Below are 11,837 nucleotides of genomic sequence, written 5' to 3' on the forward strand. Positions count from 1 at the left end.
GCGCCAAGCGCTGCGCGATACAGGAGAGGACTATGACCTTCACCCCGCCCACTGCCGACCAGATCCTTGCGATCAGGGTCAGCGCCGGTATCGACGAGCTGGCCAAACACGAACGCTTTTCTGACGTTACGCCCGATCTGGTCGAGGCCGTGGTCGAAGGTGTCGGCGCGTTTGCGGCGGGCGAATGGGCACCGCTGAACCGCGCGGGCGACCAGATTGGCGCAAAGTGTGCAGACGGCGTCGTCACCCTGCCGCCGGGCTACGTTGACGCCTACAAGGCCTTCGTCGAGCAAGGCTGGAACTCCATCGCCGGGTCTGCGAACTTTGGCGGACAGGGCCTGCCCTTCACGCTTGCCACCGTCGCGCTGGAGACGCTGGGCGCGGCCAACATGGGTTTCACCCTCCTCCCCATGCTCACCGTCGGCGCAATCGAAGCGATCGAACATCACGGCAGCGATGAGCAGAAGGCGCTCTACCTGCCACGTCTGATCTCCGGTGAATGGTCGGGCACGATGAACCTGACCGAATCGCAGGCCGGGTCCGACGTCGGCGCGCTGCGCACCACCGCCGTGCCGATCAGCGATGGTCCCCACGCCGGCAAGTACCGCATCAACGGCACCAAGATCTTCATCACCTTTGGCGAGCATGACGCTGCGGCCAACGTGGTCCACCTCGTCCTTGCCCGCACCCCCGGCGCGCCCGAAGGCTCGCGCGGGATTTCGCTGTTCATCGTGCCCAAGTTCCACGTGGAACACGACGGCACCCTTGGCGCCCGCAACGACGTTCGCTGCGTGTCGATCGAGCACAAGCTCGGCATCCACGCCTCGCCCACTTGCGTCATGTCCTATGGCGACAACGGTGAATGCATCGGCGAGATGGTCGGCCACGAAAACGGCGGGTTGCGCGCCATGTTCACGATGATGAACTCGGCGCGTATCAATGTCGGCAGCCAAGGCGTCCAGATCGCCGAACGCGCCTTGCAACAGGCCGCCGCCTATGCCCGCGACCGCGTCCAGTCCGCCCGCGCCGGATCGCCCGACAAGACCCCCGTCGCCATCATCGAACACCCCGACGTCCGCCGCATGCTGATGCGGATGCGTGCGCTGACCGAGGGCAGCCGCGCCCTGCTCTACTACACCGCCGGGCAAGTTGATCGCGGCAGCCTTGGCGATGACGCCGCGCAGAAGCGTGCCGAACTGCTCGTACCCATGCTCAAGGCCTGGGGCACTGACATCGGCTGCGAAGTCGCCAGTCTGGGCGTGCAGGTCCACGGCGGCATGGGCTTCATCGAAGAAACCGGCGCGGCCCAACACCTGCGTGACGCCCGCATCGCTCCGATTTACGAGGGCACCAATGGCATTCAGGCCGCCGACCTCGTCACCCGCAAGCTCGGCTACGAAAACGGCGGCGTCCTCCAGTCGCTGATGGCCGAAATCGCGTCCGAGATGGAAGACGTCCCCGAAGTCGCCGCCTTGGCCAAGGACGCCGCTGCCATCGGCCAGTGGATGAGCACCACCGCCAGTCTCGATGACAAGCTGGCAGGCTCGGCCCCCTTCACCACGATGTGCGCCGTCGCAGTCGCCGGATGGCAGCTCGCCCGCCAGTCCCGCGCGTCCGGCCTCCACGCCAAGATTGCGGTGACCAAGTTCTTCAACCGCGTCGTCGTCCCCGAAGCGCGCGGCCTCGGCTCGTCGGCAATGGCCGGTGCCGCCCTGCTCTACGATCTGGATAGCGAGACCCTTGCCGGATGAGCGAAGCCCTCCTCACCCGCATCGCGCAGGCGCTCGAACGCCTCGCCCCGGCCCAGCTTGAAAGCGCGGACTGGCACGCCTTCCCCGCCTATGTCTGGGATGGCAAAGCCGCGCGCGGGATCACCCCGCTCGATGCTCCCGCGCTCGGCCTCATGCAGGGCATCGACAAGCAGAAGGCCGCCGTCGTCGAAAACGTCTCGCGCCTCTCACGCGGGGCGGCCGCGCACGACATGCTGCTCTGGGGGGCGCGCGGCATGGGCAAATCCGCCCTGCTCCGCGCCGCCACCCTTGCCGCCCAGCAGGCCAGCCCCGGTTCCATCGCGCTGGTTCAGGCCAGTCCCGACGCAGGGCTTGCCGATCTTTTCAGCACATTGCGCAAGGTCGACCGCCGCTTCCTCGTGTTCCTCGACGATCTGGGCTTTGACGCAGGCGATTCCGATGGCGCGCGCAAGCTGCGCTCATGGCTCGAAGGTGGCGTCGAAGCCCGGCCTGCCAACGTCCGCCTCGCAGTCACGTCCAACCGACGCGCGATTGTTGAGCGGCACCTGTCCGAACAGGACGACCCGATCAACCCGCGCGATGTGATTGATGATCGCCTCGCGCTGGCCGACCGTTTCGGCCTCAGCCTCGGCTTCCACAACTGCACGCAGGACGATTACCTCGCGATCATCGCAGGCTACGCTGAAAGCTTCGGCCTCACCTACGATGAGTCCGACGCGCTCGAATGGTCAAAGCGCCGTGGCGGCCGCTCGGGCCGCGTTGCGTGGCAGTATGTGAACGAACTGGCAGGGCGGGTTGGACGGGCCATCTGACAGCCCGTCCTCACTGGCTTACTGCTCCGGCTTCATCAGATCCGAATCTGCATTGGGCTTCATGATGAACCTGCCCGTGCCCTTGCCCTGTGGCGGAGCAACCCGCTTGGGCAGCGCTGCAATCGCAGGCGCAGGCGCAGCGCCGGGAGCCACGACGCGCCAGATCACTCCGCCGGTATCATCGCTCACCAGCAGCGCGCCATCCTTGGCAAAGGCCACCCACGTTGGCCGTCCGCGCGCAGCCTCGTCGTCGTTGAGGAACCCGGTCAGCACTGGCACCGGCGGCTGTGGCAGGGCATTGCCGCGGTCATCAAACTTCACGAAAACCACGTCATAGCCCGCCAGCGGACGGCGGTTCCAAGACCCATGCCGCGCCACAAATGCGCCCGCTTTGAACGCCTCGCCCATCAGGTTACCACCCTTGGCAAAGGCCAGTCCCAGCGGTGCGACGTGCGATCCCAGCGCGTATTCCGGCTTGCGCACGTAATCCAGCATATACTCCGGCATCGGGGCCTTCACGCGCCAGTCCAGATTCTGCTTCCAGTACACCCACGGCCAACCATAGTTCGATCCGAACGGCACGTTGGTCAGGTAATCGGGCACCAGATCGGGGCCGAGCATGTCGCGCTCGTTGACGGTGGTCCACAGTTCCTCGCTATGCGGGTTGAAATCCAGACCGTTGGGATTGCGCAGACCTCCGGCATATTCGACCGACTTCTTCGTTGTGAAGTTGTATTCGTGGATCGCCGCGCGGCCCGCCTCTGCTTCGATCCCGCCCTCGGCAATGTTCGAAGCCGAACCGACCGTTACGTAAAGCTTTGCCCCATCGGGCGAAACCAGCAGGTTGCGCACCCAGTGATTGCCGCCGCCAGGCAGGTCCATCAGCTTGTCGGGCGTGCCGGAAAGCGTCGTCTGGCCCAATTCGTAGGGGAATGACAGCACTGCATTGTGGTTGGCAATCAGCAGCCGCCCTTCGCGGAACGCCATGCCCGCAGGCGAAGCGAGCGCCGCATTCTCCATCACAAAGCGCTGTTCAGCCGTGCCGTTGCCGTCGGCATCACGCAGCAGCACGATCTTGTTGGGTGAAGGTCCACCTGCACCCACCTTCTTGAACAGGAAGCCCATCACCATGCCGGTGATCCCGCCCGCCTCGCGCGGCGGGGAATTGGTTTCGGCCACCAGCACGTCGCCGTTGGGCATGGTGAACATGGTGCGGGGATGATCAAGCTTGTCGGCAAAGCGCGTCACCGTCAGGCCCTTTGCCGCAACCGGCATTTCGCCGTCCTTCCAGCCCACCGGATCGGCGGTCTTGATCGAAGGGACGGTCTGTTCGTCCGGCTCGGCCAGCTTGGGCCTTGGGCCGGTCGTTTCGCTCAGCGCAAATTCTGCGGCAGGCCCACGGATCGACCAGGCAACCCATGCCCCGACGATGGCGATGATGACGACCAGCATCGTCAGAATAGATTTGATAAAGTTCATGGGTCAAATCTAGGACGCGCAAGGCCATAGGGCAATGCTTGGTATGCACCCCGCGACAAGGCGCTTACGCTGCGCTAAACCACCAGCATGTTTACATTCGCCCCCACCGAAGGCCAATCGAAGGCCGAACTTCACACAGACCTGCTCGAAGCGGCGCGTGCGCTTATCCAGGATGAGCCTGATGCCGTTGCCAACATGGCCAATCTCGCCGCCTTGCTGTGGCAGTTTCTGCCCGATCTGAACTGGGCAGGGTTCTATCGGATGATCGATGGCGAACTGGTGCTCGGCCCTTTCATCGGCAAACCCGCCTGCATCCGCATTCCGCTGGGCAGAGGCGTGTGCGGAACGGCGGCCTCCACCGGAGCGACCCAGCTCGTTCCCGATGTCCACGCCTTCCCCGGTCACATCGCCTGCGACGCTGCAAGCCGGTCTGAACTTGTCGTGCCGGTGATTCGCAATGGCGCAGTGATTGCGGTGATCGATCTCGACAGCCCCTCCCCGGCATGTTTCGATGCCGAAGATGCGCATGGGGTCGAGGCACTGGCGGCGGCAATCGCGTCCCGAATCTAATACGTTTGAAGCAATTTGAGCGGGAACTGGCCCGATTCGGGACAGGCGGGACTCTGCCTGCGCGGAACCCTTGGTTTCCTGCGGGCCATGATGGTAAGTTTGCGGTTAACGCCATTCCCAATAGGGGGGAACCCGCATGCTTGCCCGTCTCACCATCGCCGCGCTCGCGCTCAGCGCTGCCGCCGCACCTGCCCTTGCCGGTGAACATCGCCAGCCCAATGGTGCGGGCGTTTCGTACGGTTCCGGCCCGGTTGGCGGTCCCGTCTATTACCCGCCGATGGCTGGCCCGCCTTACCCCACCGTGGTGATGGCGCAGCCGGTAAACGGCCCCATGCCGCAACATGCCTATCCGCAGCAGGCCTATCCGCAAAACTGGCAGGGCTATCCGCCAGTTGCGCAGCAAGGCTATCCCGCTCCCGATCCGCGCTGGGCCGAAATGAATGATCGCTGCGCCAAGGTCTATGGCGATCGCCATGTCGGCGGCACCGCATTGGGTGGTGTTGTGGGCGGCGTGGCCGGCAATCGCATCGCTGGACGAGGCAATCGCGTGCTGGGCACCGTTGTTGGTGGTGTCGTTGGCGCAATCGCGGGCAACATGATCGACAAGGGTGAAGACAAGAACCTGCGCCGCGAATGCGACGATTACTTCGCCTCGCTCCCGCCACAGGGCGCCGCCAACAATGGTTATCCGGGTGCTTATCCCGGGGCCTATCCCGGCTACCCGGCAGCGCCTTATGGTTACATGTGGGTTCCGGTCGTGGCCGGTCCCCAGCAGCCTTGCGTTGAAACCACGGTCGTCACCGAAAAGTGGGTCAGCGCCCCTGCGCGCCACCGCGTGATCCACAAGCGTCCAAAAGTGATCCGCGAAAAGCGCGTAAAGGAAAAGCGCGTCTACACCGGCTGATCCGCCCCGCCTTGGACCAAAGCAAAAGCGGCCCGCTCTCCAAACGGAAGGCGGGCCGTTTCAGTTTTTTCACCCCTCCCGCAGGCGGGAGGGGTCGGGGGTGGGCTTCTTCACCCTCCCAACGAAAAGGCCCGCCGTTTCCAGCGGGCCTTCCTGAAATCAGCCTGCGGCCAGCTGCTTTTCCAGCTCACCCAGCACCCGGTAGCAATCGAGCACCTTGGCGACCGAGCTGTTCGGCTCACGCCCTTCGCGGATCGCGGCGATGAATTCGCGGTCCTGCAGTTCGATGCCGTTCATGCTGACATCAACCTTCGAAACGTCGATCGGCTCTTCCTTGCCGTTCACCAGATCGTCGTAACGCGCGATATAGGTTGCGGTATCGCCGATATAGCGGAAGAACGTGCCCAGCGGCCCATCGTTGTTGAACGACAGCGACAGCGTGCAGATCGCGCCGCTCTCGCTCTTCAGCTGGATCGACATATCCATCGCAATGCCGAGTTCGGGGTGGATCGGACCTTCAACCGCATTGGCCTTGACGATCTTGCCCGCCTGATAGGCGAACAGGTCCACCGTGTGCGCGGCGTGGTGCCACAGCAGGTGATCGGTCCATGACCGGGCTTCACCCTTGGCGTTCATGTTCTTGCGGCGGAAGAAGTAGGTCTGGACATCCATCTGCTGGATGTTAAATTCTCCCGCAGTGATCTTGTTATGAACATATTGGTGCGAAGGATTGAAGCGGCGGGTGTGGCCGACCATGCAGACCTTGCCGGTCTCTTCCGCCACGCGCTGCACTTCCAGCGAATCCGCCCAGCTATCGGCCAGCGGGATTTCCACCTGCACATGCTTGCCCGCTTTCATGCAGGCGATCGCCTGCTGCGCATGCATCTGCGTGGGGGTGCACAGGATCACCGCGTCCACATCGTCACGCGCCAACGCGTCTTCGAGTTCGGTGGAGGAGTGCTTCGCGCCATACTTTTCGGCCACGGCAGCCGCCTGATCGGCGCGGCGGCTGATGATCGAGGTGATTTCCACGCCATCGATGTTCTTTAGGCCATCGAGGTGCTTTTCGCCGAAGGCTCCGGCGCCTGCCAGTGCGATACGCATGTCTTGTCCCTTTCTGGAAAAAGGACCGGGCGGCTGGTGAGCCGCCCGGCAAGGGTGGATGGGGTTGAAACTCAGTCTACCGGTTCGAGCACAATGTGCCCGATCGCGGTGTTGCTGCACGGAATGTGGTAGTGGCGGTTCAAGGTCTTCACCTTCTTGCCCAGCGCGCCGCGCATGATCAGCCACATGACCATCTCGATGCCTTCAGAGCCGGTCTCGCGCAGATATTCGATGTGCGGGATGTGGCGCGCGGCGTCGCCTTCGGACTCCAGCAGATCAAGGAACTTGTTGTCCCATTCGCGGTTCAGCAGACCGGCGCGCGGTCCCTGAAGCTGGTGGCTCATGCCGCCGGTGCCCCAGATCTGCACGTTGAGGTCTTCGGGGAAGCTTTCCACCGCGCGGGCAATCGCCTCGCCCAGCGCCCAGCAGCGGTTGCCGGAGGGGACAGGGTAGGTGACCACGTTCACCGCCAGCGGCACGACCTTGCAGGGCCACTTTTCAGGCTGGCCGAACATCATCGACAGCGGCACAGTGAGACCGTGGTCCACGTCCATCTCGTTGATGATGGTCATGTCGAAATCGTCGAGGATCAGGCTCTGCGCGATGTGCCATGCAAGATCTGCGTGGCCTTCCACGTCGGGCACAGGGCGCGGGCCCCAGCCTTCGTCGGCAGACTTGTAATGCTCGCCGCAGCCGATAGCGAAGGTCGGGATGATGTTCGCGTCAAACGCCGATGCGTGGTCATTATAGACGAGAATGACGACGTCAGGCTTTTCGGCTTTCTCCCATTCGCGGGTCCAGTCATAGCCTGCGAAGATCGGGCCAAAGTAATCGTCGCGGCTTTTGCCCTGATCGACAGCAACACCCAGCAGCGGAACGTGGCTGGAGCCAACGCCAGCGGTAATCTTGGCCATCTCAGTAGCCTCCCTTAATGGAGCGGTTGCCCTGAGGCGCGCGGCCACCATCGAGCATCATCTGGCGGTATTCAGGCCAGGTCATGTCGGTCATCGTGCTGACCGCTTCGGCAAACGGAATGCCGTCGGACGAGAACAGCTTCGACAGGAAATAGACGTTGCCGCCCAGATCAAGCAGTGTGTTGTAATCGCGCGCCATCAAGGCAACCTTGGCCTCCTCCGAGATGCTCCACTCATCCAGATAGGCGCGCTCGTCAGCCTTGAAACGGGCGCGATTGTCGGCCTTCATCAGGCTCATGGCGAACTGGTTGATCCAGTAGCCCTTGCGCGCGCGGGCAGCGGTGTAGATGCGCGTGCCGGGGATGTCGTCCAGCTCGGCAAGGTATTCGTGGATGTTCTGGCGGGCTTCAGTCACAGGCCCCTCTCCTTCAGCTTGGCATCGAGGCGCGGGAACACGCGGCGTGCGTTGCCCTCGAAGATCGCGTGGCGTTCAGCATCGCTGATGTCGAGCGCATCGACATAGCGCTTGGTGTCGTCGAAATAAAAGCCGGTGGTGGGATCGATCCCGCGCACCGCGCCGACCATTTCGCTGCCGAACAGGATGTTCTTGTTCTCGATCACATCCGCCAGAAGATCGACGCCGGGCTGGTGATAGACGCAGGTATCGAAATAGACGTTGTTCATCAGATGGCCGGAAAGATCGGGCTTCTTCAGCATATCTGCCAGACCGCGATAGCGCCCCCAGTGATACGGCACCGCGCCGCCACCATGCGGAATGATGAAACGCAGCGTCGGGAACCTGCTGAACAGATCGCCTTCGAGCAATTGCATGAAAGCGATGGTGTCTGCCGCGATATAATACCCGCCCGTGGCATGCATCGCCGGGTTGCACGATCCCGAAACGTGGATCATCGCCGGAACGTCCAGCTCGCACATCTTCTCGTAGAACGGGAACCAGTATGCGTCGGTCAGCGGCGGATGGGTGAAGTGCCCGCCGCCCGGATCGGGATTGAGATTGCAGCCGATAAAGCCGAGGTCGTTCACGCAGCGCTCCAGCTCGGCAATCGAGCTGGTCATGTCCGCTTCGGGCGACTGCGGCAGCATGCACACGCCTGCAAAAATGTCAGGGTAAAGCCCGACGACGCGCGCGATCAGATCGTTGCAGACTTGCGCCCACTTCACCGCCACTGATTGATCCCCCACGTGCGGGGCCATCGCGCTGGCGCGCGGCGAAAAGATCGTCATGTCCGCGCCGCGCTCTTTCAGCAGGCGCAGCTGGTTCGATTCAATTGTTTCGCGGATGTCGTCGTCCGAGATGTCTGGATAGGCGGGGCACTCGGTCCCGGCCTTGAATGCGGCCTTCTGCTTCTCGCGCCACTCGTCGTGCGCTTTTGGCAGCACGGTGTAGTGGCCGTGGCAGTCGATGATCATGGTCATGCGACTTCGGTCCTCTCTGGGGTGAATTGTATGGTTTTTCCGGCCTGCTCGCGCTGGCGGCGAACTGTAGCGTTTGTCATCAGAGGCTCCACGCCCAGCGCTTCCAGCGTCTTGGCAGACTCTTCCATCTCGGCCGCGCGACGCAGCCCGTGTGTCGTCATACGCTCGACATTGTATTCGGCGCGCTCGAACCAGCTCTGTGTCTTCTCGCTGGCGTCGAGCGAGGACAGCACCTCGTCAACCACGCCGGCCTTGGTCGCGGCCAGCATCATCTCGGCGGTCAGCGCTTCGATGCCCTTGACCATGACCGATCGGATCATCTTGATCGCGCTGGCGCGGCCGATTTCATCACCCACGACGCGGGTCTTGGCAAAACCAGCAGCTTGGAGCAGCGCTTCAGCCTCAACCGCGTGCGCGCCCGAAATCAGCAGCGGCACGTTCATCCGCGCCGGGTTCACCGGGGCCAGCACCGCCACGTCGACATAACGTCCGCCTTCAGCCTCAATCGCCTTGGCAGCTGCACGCTTGGTATCGGGCGCTACCGAATTCATGTCACACCAGATTGCGCCCGGCTTCAGCAACGCGGCATAATCCTGCGCGGCAGGCAGCGCCGAATCCGCAGTGACCAGCGAGAACACCACGTCCGCGTCTGACAGCGCGCATTCTGCCGTAGCGCAGGCCACCACGCCCGCCTCTTCCATCACCGCGCGCCGCGCCGGGTTGATGTCAAAGGCCAGCGCCGCAGACTCCCAGCCTGCCGCCTTGGCAAAAGTGGACCCGGCCTCACCGAAGCCGATCAGGGCAATTGTGCTCTCCATGCCGCCGGTCCTGCGCGGGTGCGCGCAAAGGGACAAATGCAAACATCGCAGGCGGTATAAATTTATGCAAAGCCTTCTGCCGCCACTTCACGCAACAGCGTCACAAAAGCACTCTGCGGCGCGGTTGGCCGCCAACCTGCGCGGGTGGTAATGCCAATGGTGCGTAGCACCGGCACTGGCGGTGGCAATGTGGCCAGCACGCCCGCCTGCAATTCCACCGCCAGTTGCGCCGGAGAAAGCAGCGTCAGCGCATCAGACCCCAACAGCAATTGCCGCACAGTCAGCACCGATCCGCACTCGATCCCCACATGCGGCGGCTCAGCCCCAGCAGAGCGCATCATGCCTTCCCAATAGTGCCGCAGCGGCGTGTCACTGGCTGGGAGAATCCACGGAAACTGCGCCAACGCTGCACCATCGACGGGCGACGACAACAGCGGATGGCCCGCCCGCATTACCAGCGCGGGCTGGTCCTCGAACACCGCTTCCTGCCGCAGATCATCAAGCAAGACCCCGTCGCGCAGCGCCCCCAGCATCAGGTCAACTTCGCCATCGCGCAAAGGCCCGGAAAGCTCTGCATGGCTTCCTTCGACCACCGCCACATCCACCCCCGGATGGCGCACGGCAAACCGCAAAATCGTCTCGGGCAACCACCGCGCACGGCTGAGCGGCATAGCCCCCACCACGATCCGTCCCGCCGCCTTCCCCTGCCACGCCGCCACTTCGGCAAGGCCGGAGCGCAGTTCCGCCATCGCCAGACCAAACCCGCGCGCGCGCCGTTCCCCCGCAGGCGTCAGCATCACCGACCGCCCGCGCCGGTCCACCAAACGTTGTCCCAACGCCACCGAAAGGTCCGCCACCGCGCGATGCAGGGAGGCGGACGACAGCCCGGTCGCGTCTGCTGCCACGGCATAGCTGCCTGCCCGCGCCAGCGCGAGAAACGCCCGCACTTGCGTCCCCGTCACGCGCGGAGAGCCGACATGCGCAATCGCCGCCTCGGCACGCGGGGCCAGCAGCAACGCAGGCTCCGTCGGCGTCATCCCCGCAGGCCCGCGCTCGAACAGCGCGCATCCCAGATCAGCCTCCAGCCGCGCAATGGCTTGCGTCAAGGCAGGCTGCGTCAGGTTCACCGCCCGCGCCGCCCGCGTCACGCTGCCATGTCGCACCGTGGCGGCGAAGGCAGCGATGTGCCGGATGTTGATTGCGTGCAAAGCCATGCCCACTCGCTTAGCATTTCCTTATAGGCTGGAGCAAACAATGCATTGGTTCACATCGCCCCGCAGTCGCATGGAACGCGCGAAGAGTTTCATTGGGAGCCGGAAATGTCGGGTATCGTCGTCCAGAACATCGAGCGTGCCGATCCAGCCGTGATCGATGGCCTTGCCGCTTGCGGCGTTGCCACCGTCCACGAGGCGCAAGGCCGCACCGGCCTGCTCGCCAGCTACATGCGCCCGATCTATCGCGGCGCGCGCATCGCCGGGTCCGCCCTCACGATCAGCGCCGCGCCGGGCGATAACTGGATGGTGCACGTGGCTATCGAACAGCTTCAGGCCGGAGACATCCTGCTGCTCGCCCCCACTTCCCCGTGCGAAGACGGCTACTTCGGCGATCTCCTTGCCACCAGCGCGCAGGCGCGCGGTTGCCGCGGTCTGGTGATCGACGCTGGCGTCCGCGATGTGCGCGATCTGACCGAAATGAACTTCCCCGTCTGGTCCAAGGCGATCTACGCGCAGGGCACGGTCAAGAACACGCTCGGCAGCGTCAACGTCCCCGTCGTCTGCGCCAACGCGCTGGTGAACCCCGGCGATGTGATCGTGGCGGATGATGACGGCGTCTGCGTCGTCCCCCGCGAAAAGGCCGCCGAAGTGCTCGCCGCCGCACAGGCCCGCGAAGCCAACGAAGGCGAAAAGCGCGAGAAGCTGGCCGCCGGCGTCCTCGGCCTCGACATGTACAAGATGCGCGAACGGCTTGAGAAGGAAGGTTTGAAGTATGTGTAAATCCTCCCCGATCCGGGGAGGGGGACCGCGTAGCGGTGGAGGGGGCTATCCATT

Annotated in this window: 12 protein-coding genes; 5 read left to right on the forward strand and 7 right to left on the reverse strand. The window is 63.8% G+C overall.

Going from position 1 to position 11,837, the window contains the following annotated elements; genetic code table 11:
- Nucleotides 1-32 precede the first annotated feature (32 nt).
- Nucleotides 33-1,751 (forward strand): acyl-CoA dehydrogenase, encoded by a 1,719-nt coding sequence (locus Q8R81_RS16890; protein ID WP_305619687.1) that lies wholly within the window; start codon nucleotides 33-35, stop codon nucleotides 1,749-1,751.
- Nucleotides 1,748-2,563: a DUF815 domain-containing protein gene (locus Q8R81_RS16895; RefSeq protein WP_305619688.1), complete on the forward strand. Its 816-nt coding sequence runs from the start codon at nucleotides 1,748-1,750 to the stop codon at nucleotides 2,561-2,563. Before Q8R81_RS16890 ends, Q8R81_RS16895 begins: the two co-directional genes overlap by 4 nt.
- An 18-nt stretch (nucleotides 2,564-2,581) precedes the next feature.
- On the opposite strand, the gene Q8R81_RS16900 is transcribed toward Q8R81_RS16895, so the two are convergent.
- Nucleotides 2,582-4,042, reverse strand: a complete 1,461-nt coding sequence (locus Q8R81_RS16900; RefSeq protein WP_305619689.1) for a sorbosone dehydrogenase family protein — start codon at nucleotides 4,040-4,042, stop codon at nucleotides 2,582-2,584.
- 87 nt (nucleotides 4,043-4,129) lie between these two features.
- Here Q8R81_RS16900 and Q8R81_RS16905 point away from each other — a divergent pair, with 87 nt between their 5' ends.
- Nucleotides 4,130-4,612, forward strand: coding sequence for a GAF domain-containing protein (locus Q8R81_RS16905; RefSeq protein ID WP_305619690.1), 483 nt, complete (start codon nucleotides 4,130-4,132; stop codon nucleotides 4,610-4,612).
- Between the two features lie 136 nt (nucleotides 4,613-4,748).
- Nucleotides 4,749-5,516, forward strand: a complete 768-nt coding sequence (locus Q8R81_RS16910; protein ID WP_305619691.1) for a glycine zipper 2TM domain-containing protein — start codon at nucleotides 4,749-4,751, stop codon at nucleotides 5,514-5,516.
- A gap of 159 nt (nucleotides 5,517-5,675) precedes the next feature.
- On the opposite strand, the gene Q8R81_RS16915 is transcribed toward Q8R81_RS16910, so the two are convergent.
- From Q8R81_RS16915 to Q8R81_RS16940, 6 genes are all read right to left on the reverse strand, one after another.
- Nucleotides 5,676-6,620, reverse strand: coding sequence for a Gfo/Idh/MocA family oxidoreductase (locus Q8R81_RS16915; RefSeq protein WP_305619692.1), 945 nt, complete (start codon nucleotides 6,618-6,620; stop codon nucleotides 5,676-5,678).
- A gap of 71 nt (nucleotides 6,621-6,691) precedes the next feature.
- Nucleotides 6,692-7,534, reverse strand: coding sequence for a class III extradiol dioxygenase subunit beta (locus Q8R81_RS16920; protein ID WP_305619693.1), 843 nt, complete (start codon nucleotides 7,532-7,534; stop codon nucleotides 6,692-6,694).
- Between the two features lies 1 nt (nucleotide 7,535).
- Nucleotides 7,536-7,949, reverse strand: coding sequence for a protocatechuate 4,5-dioxygenase subunit alpha (gene ligA / locus Q8R81_RS16925; protein ID WP_305619694.1), 414 nt, complete (start codon nucleotides 7,947-7,949; stop codon nucleotides 7,536-7,538).
- The gene (locus Q8R81_RS16930; protein WP_305619695.1) at nucleotides 7,946-8,971 is read right to left on the reverse strand and encodes an amidohydrolase family protein; all 1,026 of its coding nucleotides are present in this window, start codon (nucleotides 8,969-8,971) and stop codon (nucleotides 7,946-7,948) included. The genes ligA and Q8R81_RS16930 overlap by 4 nt, the downstream gene beginning before the upstream one ends.
- A complete protein-coding gene (locus Q8R81_RS16935; protein ID WP_305619696.1) occupies nucleotides 8,968-9,789 on the reverse strand; it encodes an NAD(P)-dependent oxidoreductase in 822 nt (273 codons plus the stop codon). Before Q8R81_RS16935 ends, Q8R81_RS16930 begins: the two co-directional genes overlap by 4 nt.
- A 62-nt stretch (nucleotides 9,790-9,851) precedes the next feature.
- Nucleotides 9,852-11,003 (reverse strand): LysR family transcriptional regulator, encoded by a 1,152-nt coding sequence (locus Q8R81_RS16940; RefSeq protein ID WP_305619697.1) that lies wholly within the window; start codon nucleotides 11,001-11,003, stop codon nucleotides 9,852-9,854.
- Nucleotides 11,004-11,108: 105 nt separating this feature from the next.
- Here Q8R81_RS16940 and ligK point away from each other — a divergent pair, with 105 nt between their 5' ends.
- A complete protein-coding gene (ligK, locus tag Q8R81_RS16945; RefSeq protein ID WP_292622713.1) occupies nucleotides 11,109-11,783 on the forward strand; it encodes a 4-carboxy-4-hydroxy-2-oxoadipate aldolase/oxaloacetate decarboxylase in 675 nt (224 codons plus the stop codon).
- The last annotated feature ends 54 nt before the right edge of the window (nucleotides 11,784-11,837 follow it).

Origin of the sequence: Novosphingobium sp. (assembly GCF_030696665.1) — a bacterium.
GTDB lineage: Bacteria > Pseudomonadota > Alphaproteobacteria > Sphingomonadales > Sphingomonadaceae > Novosphingobium.